Annotated in this window: 12 protein-coding genes and 1 pseudogene; 6 read left to right on the forward strand and 7 right to left on the reverse strand. The window is 49.2% G+C overall.

Annotated elements, in window-relative coordinates:
* Positions 1 to 83: 83 nt before the first annotated feature.
* On the reverse strand, positions 84 to 1,967 hold the full coding sequence (locus tag JJE36_04770) for an aldehyde ferredoxin oxidoreductase family protein (GenBank protein MBK5211609.1): 1,884 nt from the start codon (positions 1,965 to 1,967) through the stop codon (positions 84 to 86).
* Between the two features lie 212 nt (positions 1,968 to 2,179).
* Here JJE36_04770 and msrA point away from each other — a divergent pair, with 212 nt between their 5' ends.
* Positions 2,180 to 3,235, forward strand: a complete 1,056-nt coding sequence (msrA, locus tag JJE36_04775; GenBank protein ID MBK5211610.1) for a peptide-methionine (S)-S-oxide reductase MsrA — start codon at positions 2,180 to 2,182, stop codon at positions 3,233 to 3,235.
* Between the two features lie 401 nt (positions 3,236 to 3,636).
* Here msrA and JJE36_04780 read toward each other — a convergent pair whose 3' ends face one another.
* Positions 3,637 to 5,148, reverse strand: a complete 1,512-nt coding sequence (locus JJE36_04780; protein MBK5211611.1) for a hypothetical protein — start codon at positions 5,146 to 5,148, stop codon at positions 3,637 to 3,639.
* A gap of 613 nt (positions 5,149 to 5,761) precedes the next feature.
* On the opposite strand from JJE36_04780, the gene mnmA reads away from it, so the two are divergent.
* A complete protein-coding gene (gene mnmA / locus JJE36_04785; protein MBK5211612.1) occupies positions 5,762 to 6,844 on the forward strand; it encodes a tRNA 2-thiouridine(34) synthase MnmA in 1,083 nt (360 codons plus the stop codon).
* A gap of 79 nt (positions 6,845 to 6,923) precedes the next feature.
* Positions 6,924 to 7,807 (forward strand): annotated as a pseudogene (locus tag JJE36_04790) (virulence RhuM family protein).
* A gap of 54 nt (positions 7,808 to 7,861) precedes the next feature.
* On the opposite strand, the gene JJE36_04795 reads toward JJE36_04790, so the two are convergent.
* Entirely contained in the window at positions 7,862 to 8,044 is a 183-nt protein-coding gene (locus JJE36_04795) for a hypothetical protein (GenBank protein MBK5211613.1), read from the reverse strand.
* 128 nt (positions 8,045 to 8,172) lie between these two features.
* On the opposite strand from JJE36_04795, the gene JJE36_04800 reads away from it, so the two are divergent.
* A complete protein-coding gene (locus JJE36_04800) occupies positions 8,173 to 8,388 on the forward strand; it encodes a hypothetical protein (GenBank protein MBK5211614.1) in 216 nt (71 codons plus the stop codon).
* A gap of 12 nt (positions 8,389 to 8,400) precedes the next feature.
* Here the strand turns inward: JJE36_04800 and JJE36_04805 are convergent, their stop codons facing one another.
* Together JJE36_04805 and JJE36_04810 are read right to left on the reverse strand one after the other, a co-directional pair.
* Entirely contained in the window at positions 8,401 to 10,362 is a 1,962-nt protein-coding gene (locus JJE36_04805) for an EAL domain-containing protein (protein MBK5211615.1), read from the reverse strand.
* A 155-nt stretch (positions 10,363 to 10,517) separates the two neighbouring features.
* On the reverse strand, positions 10,518 to 12,041 hold the full coding sequence (locus JJE36_04810) for an ATP-binding protein (GenBank protein MBK5211616.1): 1,524 nt from the start codon (positions 12,039 to 12,041) through the stop codon (positions 10,518 to 10,520).
* Between the two features lie 205 nt (positions 12,042 to 12,246).
* Here JJE36_04810 and JJE36_04815 point away from each other — a divergent pair, with 205 nt between their 5' ends.
* Both JJE36_04815 and JJE36_04820 read left to right on the forward strand, forming a co-directional pair.
* Entirely contained in the window at positions 12,247 to 13,014 is a 768-nt protein-coding gene (locus JJE36_04815; GenBank protein MBK5211617.1) for a DUF4405 domain-containing protein, read from the forward strand.
* Between the two features lie 140 nt (positions 13,015 to 13,154).
* Positions 13,155 to 16,235, forward strand: a complete 3,081-nt coding sequence (locus JJE36_04820) for an FAD-binding oxidoreductase (GenBank protein MBK5211618.1) — start codon at positions 13,155 to 13,157, stop codon at positions 16,233 to 16,235.
* 64 nt (positions 16,236 to 16,299) lie between these two features.
* On the opposite strand, the gene JJE36_04825 is transcribed toward JJE36_04820, so the two are convergent.
* Together JJE36_04825 and JJE36_04830 are read right to left on the reverse strand one after the other, a co-directional pair.
* On the reverse strand, positions 16,300 to 17,901 hold the full coding sequence (locus tag JJE36_04825) for a hypothetical protein (protein ID MBK5211619.1): 1,602 nt from the start codon (positions 17,899 to 17,901) through the stop codon (positions 16,300 to 16,302).
* Positions 17,876 to 18,520 carry a DedA family protein gene (locus JJE36_04830; GenBank protein MBK5211620.1) on the reverse strand — a complete coding sequence of 215 codons (645 nt, stop codon included), beginning with the start codon at positions 18,518 to 18,520 and terminating at the stop codon, positions 17,876 to 17,878. The genes JJE36_04825 and JJE36_04830 overlap by 26 nt, the downstream gene beginning before the upstream one ends.
* Positions 18,521 to 18,523 lie beyond the last annotated feature (3 nt).

The following is an 18,523-nucleotide window of genomic DNA, read 5'->3' on the forward strand; positions in this document are numbered from 1 at the left end:
GTCTGCTAATCTTTTGTGCCCTCACGCAAAAAGTGGGCGGCGTTTCCGGTCGGGGCGGTCATGCATCTTGACCATCAGCTACACTATGCCTGGTTCCGTTTCTCGAGAACCATCACCGCTTCCTCAAGCCCAAGCTCTTCAAGTTTCTCGCTGGTCGGTATACCCTCACGTGTCCAATTCCGCGCATCATAATAATCATTGAGCATAAAATCAAGCTCGTCTTTAGTGATTATCTGACCTTTGGATTCGCCTTCCTTAATCGCTTCGGTCATGATTCTTTCTGGGAAGGTATCCTCGGCTCGTGTGAATCCAGCTGTGATATTAAAAACTCTTGCAAGGTTATTCACTCTTTCACCAACTCTGCCGACATCTTCCTTTGTGAGACCAATGCCGGTGGCTCCATTCACCATGTCAGCGGTATTCTGCTCAGCTATGGGCGCAAGCGCCATGTCCATAAGGAAGCCACACATCGTCGGACAATCAGTGGTTGCGCATCTGATATCCTGGTTCCATTTCGTCAGCCAGCCCTTTCCCTCCGGAGTAAACCGGTCATATGGACTTGGTACAGGGATCCCAAAAATTTCCTGAAATGCATATCCCCGATTGTGGTCTGCTCCTGTATAGCTTGTTGCAAAGTTGAGACCGTGGGCCTTTGCGCCTCTTGGGTCGTAGGCCGGAAGCTCAAGCCCTTTCACATGCATGGCGTATTTCCCTGTATCAGCGCCAAGTCTTTCAGCCATGGCTTTTGACCCGTCACAAAGCATTTCCCCAAGACCGTCCCTTCTAAAGGCAATCTCAGTGATTAAATATGACACTGCTTCATGGTTTCCGAATCTCAAATCGAGGCCCTGTGTATCCTCCAATGTCAAAATACCTTTTTCAAAAAGTTCCATGGCAAAAGCTATGGTAACCCCCGTTGACATAGTGTCCAATCCAAACTTGTCACACAGGTGGTCGTTATATATGATGCTGTCGATATCATCGACTCCCACTACACTGCCAAGGCTATAATAGGTCTCATATTCAGGATGAGACATCCCGCCTTCATATTTACCGCCTCTTGCAAGCTTGAGCTGGGTGCATCCTACAGGGCATCCGTAGCAGTGCTCACTTCCTTTATGTCTGCTTAAACTTACAGCCACTCCGATAATTTTTGAATAATCCTTCTCTCCGGTTTTTTGATAATTTTCTGAAGGAAATATCCCCAAAGCCGATGTAGCCTCCACTACCATCGGCGTGCCAAGCTTTGAAAATTCAGGGTAAAGTACCGGGCTACTTTTCATGGCGTCGAGCATAAATTGTCTGGCCTTTTTAAACTCCGCCTCATTTGCAATGGGAACCTTTTTTGTTCCTCTGACAGCAATGGCTTTTAGGTTTTTGGAACCCATAACGGCTCCGACACCTTTTCTTCCAAATGCCCTTCGCTCATTAATTATAGCTGCCATCTTTGAAAGGTTTTCTCCTGCCTGGCCGATGCATGCTATCCTGATATTCTGGTCGTTAAGCTCTTGCTTGATGATGGTCTGGGTGTCCATTGTATCCATTCCCCAAACCTTTTCTGCCTTCTTGATAGAGACCTTATCATCGTTTATCCAAAGGTAAACGGGTGTTTCCGATTTCCCTTCGATGATGAGAACATCATAGCCGGCAAACTTAAGTTCCACCGGTAAATAGCCGCCTGAAAGCGCCATACCTACAGCGCCGGTCAACGGTGATTTTGTTGTCAGCGCCATTCTACTTGCGCAGGGTGCTGAAGTACCGCTGAGCGGTCCAGGTGCAAAAATCAACTTATTGTCAGGGCCAAGTGGATCTGTATCTCCGGGTACCTCATCAAAAAGATACTTTATTCCAAATCCCGCTCCTCCGATATAGTCTTTTGCAATTTTCTCCGGTAATTCCTCGACTGTTATTTCCTCGGTTGTCAGATTCACCCTGAGAACCTTGCCCATGTAACCGCCTTTATACATAACACTATCTCCTTTCCAACAGGATTATTAATCTTGGATTATCAAGGTTATCTTCAATCTTTTCTTTGATTTTTTCATGGGTGTATTCACGACTGGCGTTTCCCCTGCCATCGGTGGTGATCACAAACAACACCTGATCCGCCCGTTGATCTTCACTGGTGTGGCGCTGTACGTTTCCAATCGTTTTAAACTGCCCGAAGACACTTAGCTCAATGCTGGTCAGTATCTGCTGTTTCTATGGTAGTTCGACCGATATTTCGAGTAGTATTCAGAGAGGAGGCATCATGAGACAAACGACATCAAGCACAACCGGGAAAACGAAAGAAATCTACTTTGCCGGTGGATGTTTTTGGGGCACGGAGAAATTCTTCAAGGCGATCCCGGGAGTCGGCGAAGTCGTGAGCGGCTACGCGCAAGGCGGCGTGAGCGAGGCGCCCTCCTACGAATCGGTTTGCACGGGTCAAACTGGATGCACAGAGACCGTCAAGGTCGTTTACGACCCGAGCGTCATAAGCCTCGACGCGCTAGTACTCGCGTTCTTCCACATCATCGACCCCACCGTCAAAAACCGTCAAGGCGCCGACATCGGTTCGCAATATCAGACCGGCATCTATTACACCGACGAGCAAGATTTCGCGGCAATCGACAAGATCATGCACATCGAGGACGCCATCCACGGCGGCATCAGAGTCGAAGCCGAAAAACTCACGCACTTCTATCCTGCTGAGGAATACCATCAAGACTATCTCGCAAAAAATCAGGGCGGCTACTGCCACGTGCCCCTCTCGGCATTCCGCACGATCGACGAAATCGTCCATGAGGCGAACCGCCTTGGCCTCCCCACCGATCAAGCCATTATCGAGGCGTTTGCTCCCGAGGAGTATCGCGTCACGCAACTCGGCGCGACCGAGGAGCCGTTCGCCCATAAATACGCCGGTTCGATGGAGCGCGGCCTCTACGTCGACATCACCACAGGCGAGCCGCTCTTCACAAGCGACGACAAATATCTCAGTTCATGCGGCTGGCCGGCGTTCACCAGAACCGTCGATGAGAACGCCGCGGTCGAAAAAGTGGATACCTCCCACAACAGGGTGCGCACCGAGGTCCGCAGCTCACAGGGCGACGCGCATCTCGGCCATGTCTTTACCGGCGACGCCGAATCCCCCAACGGCACGCGCTACTGCATCAACGGCGCGGCGCTGCGGTTTATCCCCTACGATGACCTCGAAAAAGAGGGCTACGGAGAGTACCGCGACTACATTGTTTAGCACGGCTATCAAACGCAACACAATGCAGGTGTTCCTTAACAGAATGGGCTATGACCTTGTCCAAAAATGAACTACAATCCTGCTCGGCGGTGTCGTCTGGCCCGCATAAAACGTGTTCTACAACACATTTTCGGGCAAGACAACGACTTATGCCTTAACGAAGGAGCTAGAACCAGACGCAATTTCACGTGCTGAACGGTTGGCGCGCTCATGATTTTGATTTGCGTCTGTTGCTTCTTGGTTGATTCAACCGAGACGACAATGTCGCAAATCAAAGGACAGCTAATAGACATAGCCAAAAATCAGGGCACCTTACTTCCAAGCATAATTGTATCCGCATCTCCTGCGAAAACACTTGTTATCGAAAAGTTTGAGATATTATTTAAAGTAAATCTCGCTTGCTATTTCATAAAATATCCCATGGTCAATGAAGCAAACGAAAGTAACACCGATATTAATGCAACAATGATGGCAATTTTTTGAGTTCTTCTATTTGAAATTACATTAGAAAAATTAGTTGACGCTATAAACATGTTCTCAATGTGATTTGAGACCATCTCTACTTCTCGGGAGCGTAAGCGTTGATATGAAAAGATTTCTTGGTTAAAGCTTCTAGGATAGTGGGGGTTATCCTGAAATAAATGGATTTCTTTCTTTTCATCTTCCATATATGAATCTGGCAATGCATCAACATCTTTGCACACGGACAACATGCCAAAGATTTGAGCCAATAATGTTCGTTCAGCCTCTTTCATCGCTTTGTTGGCGCCTTTATTGTTATTTGCTGCAATTGCATCCCTAACGGAAGACAATTCGCAATAATAATCATCCAAAAGACAAGATAAGCCCCATTTTGCCATGAGGACTACGAGTTTGCGATTGCAAACAGCACCTATGCTTTGTCGAGTAGAACTACGTTTTAATCCTAAAAATTCGATAATCGCGCCATATCGACAGCCAATTATCATTCTGTGCTGGTTATTTCCTATCGGAGCCACAACTCTTGCCGCCGCACATCCTCGAAACCTCCATATCGAAGAACTATCCCCAAATCCTAAAAGCTTAAAAGCTCCAATCTTACTTAACAATGGCGAATATGGATCATCATTTTCCGTAACGCATAACAATGCCGTTGGCGGCAATCTAGTCTCGCCAAATTTATGCTCTCCGGGAAGATATTTCGCAATCCAATCAGTGCACGTATGTTCCATATCCTCAAGAACTTTATTTCCCGCTAAATTGAATCCAAGGGTTGGGCCACCAATTTGAAGGCATGCATTCTGATATTTTTTTATACCGAACAGATATTTGACCATTTTCGCAGGCGTATCTAAGCCCATAATTACTGTCTCTTTATAGTCTGCGGAAAGCGGCGCTTGCAACTTCCCAGCTAAGGAAGGATTGATTTCAAATCCAAATACCACTGCAGTAAGACTTGACGTTAGCGAGACAAGCGTGGCCTCAATTCTATCTACGCCATTTGGAATTTCAAGTCTCTTATTCTCGTGTCTTTTCCTGTCAATGCTAAAGAGGCAAAGTTCATCTATAACAGCGTGATGCCGATAGTTCGCAACCGTATCTGCCAATGAAGAGCCGAAACCTGCACTGGAAATCCCAAGCAATTGAATTTTCTCTACAAACTGAATTATTGTTGACGATGAATAATACTCAATAGCCCAGACATATGGAATGTCAAGACGTTCGCCCTGAGGCAGACGATTCTTATCATTGTCCTTTTTTGCATTTTCATCAGAAATCCATCGATGCTCACGATGACTGCTCAGGTTGTATTCAATTTCAAACTTTGTATCAATACAGTCTTTTATGAAAAATATTCTCTTCCACACCTCATAACGATTCAACTTGCGAAATCTTTTATTGTCTAAAAAGCTCCAAAATTTGTGTTGCAACACATCTACCACCCCTCCACGTTTCGAGGCGAATAATTCACACGCAGTTAACGATGTCTCCCAAGAACGATAAAATCTCTAGGTACACATTTCTATCTTTTTGCTATCCAATGTGCACCTCTAAATTAATCAAAAATCGATATAGGAACAACGCTGGAGCTAACACTCCACAATAAATACCCCATCAAATCTTATGCAGCATATTCATAATAAGTTAGTAAAAGCCTATTTACGAAATTATGGGCGTTAACGCAGCGCCATTCCACTAATATACTAGCAATCCTGCGTTAATTGGTGCAACATGCCGCTGTGCCTCACAGATTGTCCATTTGTTCATTACAATATAAGCGCTGAGTAAGTAGCTTGAACATTAAAACAGCCATAAGTTAATCGAGGCAAGCCGCACTCATCTCCAAATCGCTCGTGAAGTTTCTCATCGAAACATTTTCAAAAACACTATTTGCATAACATATCGCTTCAAAATTTAACAGGCTGAATAATACCCGCAGCCTGTTAGAGGATAGTTTGACCCGATGTGCCATGCTAAAATAAGCACCATCTACCATCGATATCTCATAGCCGCTTGTTTTTGGCTATCAGGACAAGGACACCATCCATGAACAATCGCGCCATAATCGCCATGAGCGGCGGTGTGGATAGCTCGGTCGCCGCGTATCTGACCATCTCGCAAGGATACGAGTGCGTCGGCGCGACCATGAAGCTTTTCAACAACGAAGACATCGGTCTCTGCCGCGAGGACTCCTGCTGTTCGTTCGAAGACGCCAAAGACGCCAAGTGCGTGGCCGCCAAGCTGGGCATGCCGCACTACGTGTTCAACTTCTCCGACAAGTTCGAGAGCGAAGTCATCCAGCGATTCATCGATGCCTATCGCCACGGGCGCACCCCCAACCCCTGCATCGATTGCAACCGCTACCTCAAGTTCGAGCATCTCCTCAAACGTGCCGAGGAGCTCGACTACGACACGGTCGTCACGGGGCACTATGCGCGCATCGAATGGGACGAATCGCGCGGCAGGTTCCTCCTCAAGAAAGCCGTCGATGAGACGAAGGACCAAAGCTACGTCCTATACACCATGACGCAAGACCAGCTCGCGCACACCAGACTCCCCCTCGGGGGCTTGCGCAAAACACAGGTGAGGAAAATCGCCAAAGAGCAGGGGTTCATCAACGCGGATAAAAGTGAGAGTCAAGACATCTGCTTCGTGCAAGACGGCGATTACGGCGCATTCATCGAGCAGCATTCCGACTTGGACAATGCCCCCGGAGACTTCATCGATGTGCACGGGGACAAGCTCGGAACGCACCGCGGAATCATCCACTACACGGTCGGGCAGCGGAAAGGCCTGGGCGTGGCAGCCGCGCAACCGTTCTATGTCAAAGAGATCCGCGCGCTGGAGAACACGGTCGTATTGTGCGAACAAGAAGGCCTGTATTCGAAGAGTTTGTCGGCCGATCGTGTCAACATGATCGCCGTGGAAAAGCTCGACGGTCCCACGCGCTTGCAGGTCCGCACCCGCTATCGCCAAGAGGAACAATGGGCAACCGTCATACAGACCGGCCCCGACTCACTTGAAGTGACGTTCGATAAGCCGCAGTGCGCAATCGCTCCCGGTCAAGCCGTCGTGCTCTATGACGGCGATATCGTGGTCGGCGGCGGAACGATAGTCGTTAGCGAGTGACAGACAAGTATGCAATGCCCGTCAGTTTCAGGTACGCTTATCTAAAGTGTCTGCTCGCTTCTGAAAGACGGTTACACTAATGGGCAAACCAAATGAACTTGTCATATTCAGTACGATGGATGAGCAAATCTCTCTACCGGTAAAAATTGATGATGATACGGTCTGGCTGACGAAAGACCAGATGGCAGATTTATTCAACCGAGATAGAACAGTCATCTCTCGTCACATTACCAATATCTACAAAGAAAACGAGCTTGACCAAGAAACAACTTGTGCAAAATATGCACAAGTTCAAACTGAAGGTGAACGCAAGGTCTCTCGTTCTGTTGATGTGTATAGCCTCGACGTAATCATTTCAGTCGGATACCGCGTAAAATCACAACGTGGTGTTGAGTTCCGTCGCTGGGCCAATAAAATCTTAAAGGAATATATTACTCGAGGCTATGCGCTCAATGCCACTCGACTCGAGCAGCTTGGCACAATTGTCAAGCTCATGAAACGCACCGCCAATAGCCTCGACGCGCAACAAGTTCTCGGTGTTGTAGAGCAATACTCACGCGCCCTAAATATATTAGATGACTATGACCACCAAAGAATCACGAGGCCGGATGGCACCCCTGCAATATATGTACTTTCATATGAAGAGTGCGTTACGCTTATAAATAAAATGAAGAATCACGAAACAAGCGATTTGTTCGGACACGAAAAAGATGAATCGCTCAAAGGGAGCATCGGGGCCGTCTATCAGAGTTTTAAGGGAGCCGACCTCTATTCGTCCGTTGAAGAAAAGGCTGCAATGCCGCGCTCTTTCTCTATTTCTTGGATAAGAACGAGATATTGTTCATCAATGACAAAAAACTAATCGATGACTACACTCTCGTCGCTATCACGATAATGATTGCTGAGTCTCGGCCGAAAGAGAAAGAAATAATGATTAGCTTGGTTATGAATTCTTTAATGTAACGAGCCAAAAGTTCTGCCGAATACTGGGACAAAACGTTATTGGCCATATTCGGCTTAGCTCCACCCGTACTTGAGAACATAGAGGATTACATAAACCCACCCGAAGATTCCGTGAAAAATCGTCCAAAAAATCGAATTAGATGCCGCGTAGGAAATAACCATTGCAAGTGCCGTTCCAAAAGAGATTCCAGCTTTTACCGTCGATCGCACCGCGGTGCCTCCATAATTCGTCGTCATATATGCCGCCTCCCGATCATATCGTCCACCTTGCGCAAGCAACATCACTCCGCCCACAAGTCTTGCCTATATTCTAACGCATAGTGCTCTTTTGCTCCTGAATTCAACTACAATATCATTAATCAGGTTTGAAAAAGTGCCGAGCGGAAGAAGCCGTCAACCCATTCTACGGTCGCAAAGGCATGGGCGTTATCCGTAACCCCAAAAAAGCACTCTACAATTTCGGGTACAAGCGCACAACATTCGGAGGAATCAGCGGTTCGCGAAAATCGCTCGGCTGCTGCCTATATCTGCTGGTCATCGCACTTTCCGCAGTTGTGCTCGCCATCGCCTTCATCAGCTGATCTGCAGTCGGCTTATTCCGTTTGTGCTGCGAGGAACTCGACCAACGCATGCGAACTCATGGGGCGTGCATAGTAAAATCCCTGAATTTTGTCGACTCCGCACTCCTTGACCAACTCGTCCTGCCCTGCGTTTTCGACGCCTTCGGCCACCACTTCCATACCGATAAGCTGAAAGCTGCTCGTGAGGGATTTCAAAAGATGGCCCATGCCTTCGCTTTCTTTAGCTGCCCATATTAGGCTGCGATCGATTTTAATCGTCTCGAAGGGCATACGCATAACGCGGGTGAGATTGGAGTAATCCGTCCCGAAATCATCGAGATGGAATCCGAAACCGAGCATATGCAAATCATTCATATGCTCATAAACTCGAGCCGGTTCACTTGCAAACGTTCGTTCGGTAATTTCAAATTTAATACGGCTCGGTTCAATTGAGTACTCGTCCACGAGTGCTTTGGCACGGCGCGTCATATTGTCTTCGATGAGTTGATGCATCGAAAGGTTGACGGAAAGAGACTCAAGCACAGAATTCGGATTTTCCGCAAAAAAGCGGCATGCCCTCTCTATCGTGTACCATCCGATTTGCACAATAAGATCACTCTGCTCGGCGACAGGGATGAACTCCTCAGGAGATACCGGCGTACCGTCGGTATCGTTAAGGCGAATTAAGAGCTCGGCGACAACGTAGCGATTCACACTGCAAGAATACAGCGGTTGAAAAACAACGGTGAAACAATCCTCGGCAAGCGCATTCTGCATCAGTTCGATCAGGTGATCCCGTCGCGCGGAAGCAGCACGGATATCGGAAAAGTGCGCAAGCTCGGGCGTCACGATCGCGTCGACGGGTTCTCCTGTTTTTTCATCTCTGACCATGAGAGGCTTATATTCCAGTGCCGCCAAAATATCGTTCCCGTTACCGTCCGAACAAGGACAATCGATATCGGCGAGGCTCACCATGACGGTGCATTGGACCCCCGAAATCGTCCAAGGCTCTTTGAAGCGCTCCAGTATACTCACAAGATATTCGTTATAAGAATCTTTCATGGTACCGTCATCAAAAATGATGACGGAAAAGTCTGATCCCACGGTCCGAAACGCGGTCATATTCAAATCCCGACCGAGTAGTCTGATTATCCGTGCAATTTCTTTCAGTAATTCATCACCGAAATACTGTCCGTACCGACGATTTATTCGACGAAATTTTCGCAACCCTATCATAACCACATGAAAAGAATCGGCATGCGCACTGTGATGTACGAGCGCATCGAGGAATGCATCTCTGTCACCCAGCCCCGTGAGCGAATCGACATAAACTTGATGATTTTGAAATGTGATGAAAAGAATGAGAAGCACAAGTGCCATGACCGTTCCCGAAAGAAGAATTTCAGGGAAAATAATCTGGACGCCGATTCCGACGACGCCGATAGGGAAAATCAAGGCGAGCGCCAGTAACACCGGCCGTTTTATTCTTTTCCGTTCGAGAAACACATACGCGAAAAATATTCCGGAGTAGAGCGCCACAAGCATCCCGGGAGATTGGTAGTACCGACCGCGAATATATTCTCCCTTTCCGTTGAAACTAAACACCAGATGGGTGGCCGAAGTCGAAAACAACAGGCCGAGGTAGAGAACATACAGTGCCCCCATGGCCATGAGCATTCTCCGCTGTGATTGTTGAATGACGCTCGATGCGTGTATGAGCAGAGAAAGATAGAGCAGTATCGACGCTCCGACCAAAGGAATTGCCATATATCCCGCATAGTTGAGCAAGGCGTTCATCCACTGCGGGGCAAGCGTCGGGTTCGTTATGGTGAATGTCGTGGCAATGTCGAGAACTGTTGCGACGAGTCCGAGAACGATACTCATGCGAAACACAAACATACGCCCGGAGGGGAACGTCCCGCTGGGTCGCGAATAGAACAACAATATCATCAACAAAACACAAGCGATATATTCAGGTGCGGAATTCCACTGCATGCATAACCTCATAGTGCCTGCGCGCAGGCACACGGACTTGATATATTAATATGGGCGGCCTTCCAAACAACGAGCCTCACAATTAGCTGAGGCTTGTTGTTTGCACGGTTTATAATTATACAATAATCACGCTCGCCATTCGTGGATAAACGAGACTAATCTTCGACCGGTGTTTCATCCCACGTTTCGGCGATATGGCGCAACTCCGAAGAAATAGTATCACGGGCGACGCCCATCATCTTTTTCGCCGTGGAGCCATCGACCAAATCCGACTCGAATTTGCCCAATTCCCACAGCATTATCTCAATCGCCTCGGCAGCAGACACCCGTCCATCATCCGCCAATTTATAGAACGGATGTTCGGTATTGCACCTCAGCTCGGTCTTCCCTTTATCTTTCGATGCGTTCCACAACGAACCGTCTCCGACGGGCTTTGCCGGCGAAACCCAGATATCCGCGCGCGATGCTTTCTTCGGTTCGGCTTTCTCTTTCCGCACCTTCTCGGGGCTTTCGGAAACGGGAGCGCTCTTGCTGAAAAAGTTTTGCTCCTTCTTTTTATTCAGCTCAATCTCAGAGCGTCTCTGTGCGGAGGCAAAGCCCAGCGCGACGGTTTTAGCAAACCTGTCGGTGAAACCTTCCCGCGCCGTAACCGAATCCTTCTTGTAGTCGATTTTCAACACTTCGTCGAGCTGATAATCCATGTCGAGCGCGGCACGCAGGTAGTTCCCCGAAGGATGCTTCTCCCGCAAGCCCATCCACCCTTGGTGGGATATTATTCGATTATTGCGATAGATGTAAACACCCTGATTACCCATGGTGATATTCGCGCGCTTGAAAGACTCGCTACTTGAAAAATCATCTTTCTCGGACAACAAAACAAGTGTGAACTTATAGCCCCCGATTGTTTCGTCGCGCTCATCCAATACATTGTATGAAGTGGAACTGAGAATCTCAGTCGCCCTTTCGAACTCACAGAGAGGATTACTCGCTTTGAGCGGTTCGTCGTTTATGTAAATGTCGATGTTTCGGGCGCGCTCATCATGCTTGTCGAGAAAACGATGAAACGTCATCGAGGCGTGTTGCGAGAACTTTTTGGCATAGGCGTTGATTTTACGCTTACGCGACGATTCCTCGCGTGCGGCATCTTTGTCGAAGAGGTGGTCGATTTCATCCCACCAGATGAGTGTTCCCGTCTCTCTATCGACGAAATTATCGAGAAAGGCACGCTCTTTCGCATTTTCCAACTCGGTCACACGACAGCGCCATATGCTGTTGTTCTTGATGTCGTCGAGGTCGAGTACGCCGCGCCAACACGTATGGAGTTCATCACGCGTAAGTATGAGAATCCTACGGCAAAACGCCGTGGAAGCCGTCTTGAGCCCGATACCGAATTTTCCGAGGCGTTCTTCACTCGCCGAATCGATTGACCCGTACGTCAGAGCTTGAGCGATTTCGACACGACTCATGCCGCAACCGTTATCGGCAATGTAGATGGATGGCTCCAAATACGAGTCGAGGCCGATATTGACATATATCTCAGTTGCTCCGGCATCGATGGAGTTATCGACCAAGTCTGCCATCGCATCGACGAATTCATAGCCGGCCGCGCGCAACGTTTCGCTTAAGCCACCTGCTACAGGCGGAATCTCGATATAACCTTCTTTATCAAACTGAGCCATGACTCCTCCAAGACATCGATAGACGCACGGTACAATTATACTTCACGCGTTCCACCGCATGATTGATAGACACCACAACTAAATCTCACTACTCCCAAAGATGTACATCGCAACAGGACAATCGTCTCATGGGATGACGCAACATCCCTGGGTTTTCTCCATACTTTATGGTCTAAACTATTATAAAGAAAATTGGAGAGAACCCGTGAAATCAAAAACATCGGCAAAAGTGTTTCTTGATGGAATTATGCTCGTCTTGCTTACGTTGTTGTATTCTTATCGAGTCATTTCACCGACATTCCATGAAGTCGGAGGACTTGCGCTCGGCGGAATGTTCATCATCCACTGCATGGTGAACGTAGCTTGGATCTCAGGAATCAGTAAAAGAATAACCTCGGGTCGTCTTCCGAAAAAGACGGTCCTCAAATGGGTTGTGGACGTATTACTCGCCGTCTTCATGATTTTCATCATCGTGAGTGGCGTCTTCATCTCAATAACGGTACTCACAAACATCACCAGCTCATCGACGATCTGGAGATCTCTGCACGTTCCGATCTCGATAATCGGGCTGATTCTCGCAGGTATCCATCTCGGCCTGGGCTGGACCACCGTTCAAAAGACGATTCGCATTAAATTGTCGACGGCCGTATCTTCTGTTCTTTGTTTGTTACTCGTCGCCGGAGGAGCCTTCGGTGCGTACACTCTCGACATTCCCCAAAAGATATTTTCGGGCACAATGGCCGGCATGTATGCATCGGATAAAAGTAGCGGAATCATCGACATCCTCTGGTACGGTTTGTTCATGAGTCTTTTCACCGTGGTGACCTACTACATCGATAAGTTGGTCCACCACAAAAGCAATCAAACGCTTACCGACAGGAGCTCTCGTCGACCGTCGACACGGGCAAGCCGACGCGCTGCGGCTCAATCGAATCGACCGGTCGCGGTCCCGCGACCGCGACCGCGATATTAAATTTTTCGTGTGCTGCAAAGTGTATTTTTACCACTTGCATTTTCTATTCATGTGCCATATTATTAATCTGAATGTTTAGAAAAACCTTAATATTAGAAAAGTATTAAGGTTTAAAATATCGGCTGCGTGAAAGGATAATCATGAGCGAAATCGGCGTTGCGACTACATCGAAACTGGTTGCACTTCTCGGCGAAAACTTCGTACGAACCGACCGGCGAGAACGAAAAATGTATTCCACCGACATCGGTACGATGCCCGGTCTGGTAGCTCCATTCATCCCCAACGGCATAGCCGGCGCCGTCGTACGCCCGCAAAATGAGCAACAGGTCATCGATCTCATTAAACTTGCAAAGAAAGAACGACTTTCTCTCGTTCCACGCGGCATGTCGACAAGCGGTTACGGAGGAGCCCTCCCCACGAAGGGGAGCGTCGTCGTCGACATGAGCTCGATGAACAAGATCCTATCTCTCGACGCGGCGAATTTGCGTATTCGCGTACAGCCGGGCGCAATCTGGGAGCAAGTGGATCGCGACATCAAAAAGATGGGGATCACACTTCGTACCTATCCTTCTTCCTACCGGAGTTCCACAGTTGCGGGTTGGCTCGCTCAAGGAGGATGCGGATTCGGCAGTTATGAGTATGGTGAGTTCAAAGAAAATGTCATCTCCGCGCGCGTCGTACTCCCGACCGGTGAGGTCAAGGAGTTCTCCGGCGATAGCCTTTCCGCCCACATCGCCGACGCCGAAGGCATCACCGGCATCATCACCGAGGTAGAACTCAAAGTCCGCGAGCTCGAAGAAGAAACGCACCGCCTCTTTTCCTTCAAGACCATCGGCGACCTCGCAAAAACGATGCAAGATATTCGAAATCAAAAAATCGCCCTTTGGTCCTTCTCTTTCTTGAACCCCGATTCGATTCGCCTCAAAAAGCAACTTCCTCATCGCCATGGGCATGCCTACCAAGATGAGCATCACTTTGAGCCGAACATCCCGGTGAGCTATGTCGCCGTCGTAGCCTATCCCACATCACGCACGGAAAGCGTGGCCGCACCGCTTGAGAAAATCGTGCAAGCTCACGGCGGCACCGATCTCGGTAACGAAGCCGCCGATCATGAATGGGAACAAAGATTTTCCCCCATGCGCCTGAAGCGTCTCGGACCTTCAATCGTCCCCACCGAAGTAATCGTTCCGCTCGATCAGCTCGAAGCGGTCATAAACGAAATCGATAAAAAACTTAAACAACCTCTCATCATCGAGGGCATGGATCTCGAAGGCGACCGCGTCATTTTGCTCGGATTCATTCCTCATGACGAGCGTAGTTTCAAGTTCAACTTGGCCTTCGCCCTTGCGCTCACCGTCATCAAAATCGCCAAACAGCACGGCGGCTCGGCATTTTCCACAGGTCTCTATTTTCGCGGAGAGGCGGAAAGCGTCCTCGGAAAAGAGCATGTCCGCGAACTCGCCCGCTATAAAGAGAAGGTCGATCCGCAGCATTTGATGAATCCGGAAAAAGTTCTCGATAAGGGCTTCGTCAATGTCATGATGGGCGCGGCCCAAGCCTTGGAAGGGGTGATACGCCCCTTCGCCAACGCCGCGAAGCCTCCTCGGAAAATGACCGACATCACACGCGAAGTCAACGGGATTCCCGGAGATGTCGCGCTTATGGCGTACTCATGCGCAAGCTGCGGCTACTGTGTTCCGACCTGTGAGCAATACTCGGGTCGCGGTTGGGAGTCACAATCGCCGCGAGGCAAGTATCACTATATTCGCGAGGTCATGGCCGGCAAAGAGAAATGGGATCGCAAGGCGATCGACACCATGCTTTTGTGCACCACCTGCGAGGTGTGCAATGAACGTTGCCAGCTTCAAATCCCCATCGAGCACAACTGGACGACCATGCGGGGCAAACTCATCCACGAAGATAAGAACGGCACCTTCCCTCCCTTCGAGATGATGGCCGCCTCGCTGCGCGATGAAAAAGATATCTGGGCTGCGAAAAACGAGCATCGAGCCGATTGGGTACCTGAAGATGTCGCGCCGAAACTCAAAGAATCAGCCGACGTTCTCTACTTCGCCGGATGCACGGCAAGCCATGTCGAAACCGACATCGCCGAGGCGACTTTGAGACTTCTCACCGACGCCGGTCACGATGTCTGCTATATGGGCACCGATGAAATGTGCTGCGGCGTCCCCATGAAGATGGCCGGAAAATGGGATCTCTTCGAAGAAATCTATGTCCACAACACCACGGAAGCGCGCAAACGAGGCGCAAAGACAATCGTGACCTCTTGCCCGGCGTGCGGATTGGTATGGAAGGAAATGTATGCCGAACTCGCCCGAAAGCGCGGTGAGGAATACGACTTCGAAGTAAAGCATTATTCCGAGCTCATCGCACCCGCCATCGCAGACGGTACCATCGAGCTCAAGCGCCCCATCGAAGGTCGCGTCACGTTCCACGACTCATGCCACCAAGGTCGCGCACAAGGAATCTACGAGCCTCCTCGTGATATGCTCAAGGCGATTCCCGGCATCGACTATGTGGAAATGGAGCACAACCGCGAAGAAGGCATGTGCTGCGGTTCCGTCATAACGTTGATCGGAGAAATCTCGGTTGCACCGATTCTCGGCGGACAACGCCTCCAAGAAGCCGTCGACCAAAAGGCCGACAAAGTCATTGCGCTCTGCCCTTGTTGCCAGGTGCAACTTCGCGACAGCAACGACAAAAACCATATGGGATTGGTAATCGACGACCTCGCTCGCGTGGTCGCAGAAGCTGCCGGCTACGATATTCCCACCTCTGATGCCTACTCAAAGTATATGTGGAGCTATTTCGAAAAGTTCATCATCTTGATGAAACCTGAGAATATGGCGAAGTTGATGGAAGACGTCTACCCGCAAATGCTTAACAGCATGCCGGCCGGCATGAAGCCGATGATGATGGGAATGCGCCATGTGCCCGGAGGCCTCGACCTCATGGAGAAAATGATGCCGGCCCTGTTCCCCCTGTTGGCACCGTCGATTTTAGGTAAAGTAATGCCCGATTTGATTGTGGCCGTCAAAGACTACATCGGCATAATGCCTGACGACATGGATGAGCTCATACCTGAACTTCTGCCGAAAACCATGGATCAGCTCATGCCGACGTATCTGCCGGAGTTGATTCCCTTCTTGGTCCCAAGTTTTATCGACTATGTGCGAAAAGGAGCCCTGGGAGCGAACTAGCAGCTTCGGCCGATAAGCTCCGGAGAACAGGACTATCAAACTGAAATGAAGCACCGCGCCGAAATTATTTGGTGCGGTGCTTCTTGTTGGTACTTCCTGCCTCCGAAAGGCGTTGGCGCTCGATGGCAAGAGCGATGACACCGGCAGCAAGTTTGACGAACAGCCTCTCGTCATGATCTGCCATCGCATCGGCCAGACCCACCACTCCGAATATCTCACCGTGCGAGAGAAGCGGCGTGTAAAACATGTGCGCGCCGCCCAATGTATCGGTCCCTGCACCGGCTCGCTTTTGATTAATATACGTCCAGCGTGCGGTTGCCCGTTCGGCTTGACTCCTATACATGTCTTCAGTGCCCTCGGCGGCGAGTTTCAGGTGACCCAATGCGGGATTACCGGGCTCACCGGCATAAATAATGGAAGAACGATTGAAGATGTTGACGAGATAGTCGTTAGACAAATCGATGATATTGCCCATTCCCCGTGTCGTCAGAAGCATCTTGGTGATTTCATACAGCAGTTCGGCGCGTCGCGTTCGAGCCGCCATGAACATATTTTTGCGCTTCAACAGATTACGTTTTTTTCGCGGCAATCGTTCCTTGTGTGAGCCCTCGGGGATAATGTGTATGACGACATCATCAAGATATTCCATTAATCGACATTCGATTCCCCGATGGTACGGACCGTGCAACGAAGAGTCGGCCCGGTGTCCGACCACCACATCGGTGAAGACAGAGATGCGCACATATTCGGCGGCAGTCTCGGCGATGTCTTCTCCCGGTATCGTCGCAACCTCTGCACCGAGTCGCTCGGCCAAGGAGAGGTTGTCACGTATTACTTTTTCTTGTTCCGGAGGAAAATCCGCAGAATCGGGAGTCTCGACATAGAGCACCACCCAATTACAACGTAACGCATCCGCAATACGAGAGCTCGCACGAATGACCTTCGCCGCCTGTTTCTCGGGGCCGGCCAATACAAGCAGTTTCAATCGAACGGCATCGCAGCTTTTTTGTGCGGGCGCCTGCTCGTTGACTTGGTCGGAAGCTTTTCGCAAAGCAATTTCGCGCAGCTTTGCCAGATTCTCCAAAGTGAAAAACTGGGTGCTTGCAAGTTTTGCCTTTTCAGGAGCATATATCCGGCCCTCTTTAAAGCGCATCAGCAATTCTTGCGGGTCGACATCGACGACATCGATTTCCTCAGCCTTATCGACGACGCTATCAGGAACCGTCTCCGAAACGACGACTCCCACGATTTGCCCCACGATATCGTTGAGGGACTCGATATGTTGCACATTCATGGTCGTATAGACGTTTATTCCCGCCGCAAGCAGTTCTTGAATATCTTGATACCGCTTGATGTTTCGTGATCCGGGCGCATTGGTATGAGCCAGCTCATCGACCAGAATATAGCTCGGGTGAAGCTTGAGCGCCGCATCTATATCGAACTCTATGAGATTGAGATTGCGATATCGAATCTTTTTCGTAGGGATACTCGGTAGATCTTTTACAAGCGCCACGGTGTCGGGGCGTGCATGCGGTTCGACATATCCGATTACCACATCCACACCGCGTTTATACTGCTCATGGGCAGCATCGAGCATGGCGTATGTCTTACCGACACCCGCCGCATATCCTAAGAAAATCTTAAGCTTGCCCTGCGTTTTTTCCATAACGCTTCCTTACCGTCATAACAAAAATCGGTACAAGCGAAATTAGTATCATAGCAAGTATCGTCAGAGAGAAATTTTTCTTTATGAAAGAAATATTCCCGAAATAATACCCGACAATCAAAAACAACCACGTCCACGAAAAACCGCCTATGATATTAAAACTGGCGAACCTTTTATAGGACATGTGTCCTACGCCGGCGATGAAAGGTGCAAACGTTCGAACGAAAGGCATGAAGCGCGCTATGATAATCGTCTTACCGCCATGCTTCACAAAGAACTTCTGTGTATCGTCGATATGCTTCTTCTTAATGAACCGATTATTATCGCGTTCAATGAGTTTTGAACCGAAGTACTTCCCGATCATGTAGTTACTCGCATCACCGATGATAGCCGCGAGAGGCATGATAAGGAGCAGCAGCCAAAAATCCATATGCCCCATGGCCGCTAAAGAACCCGCTGCAAAAAGCATGGAGTCTCCCGGCAAAAAGGGAGTAACGACCAAGCCGGTCTCCAAGACCACCAAAAGGAAGATTATGGCGTAAATCCAAACGCCGTATTCAGCCATCATCGTACCTAAATGAACATCTATATGAAGAATGAAGTCGACTATTTGAAGCACAGC

The sequence above is a fragment of the Coriobacteriia bacterium genome (assembly GCA_016649875.1).
Classification (GTDB): Bacteria; Actinomycetota; Coriobacteriia; order WRKU01; family JAENWW01; genus JAENWW01.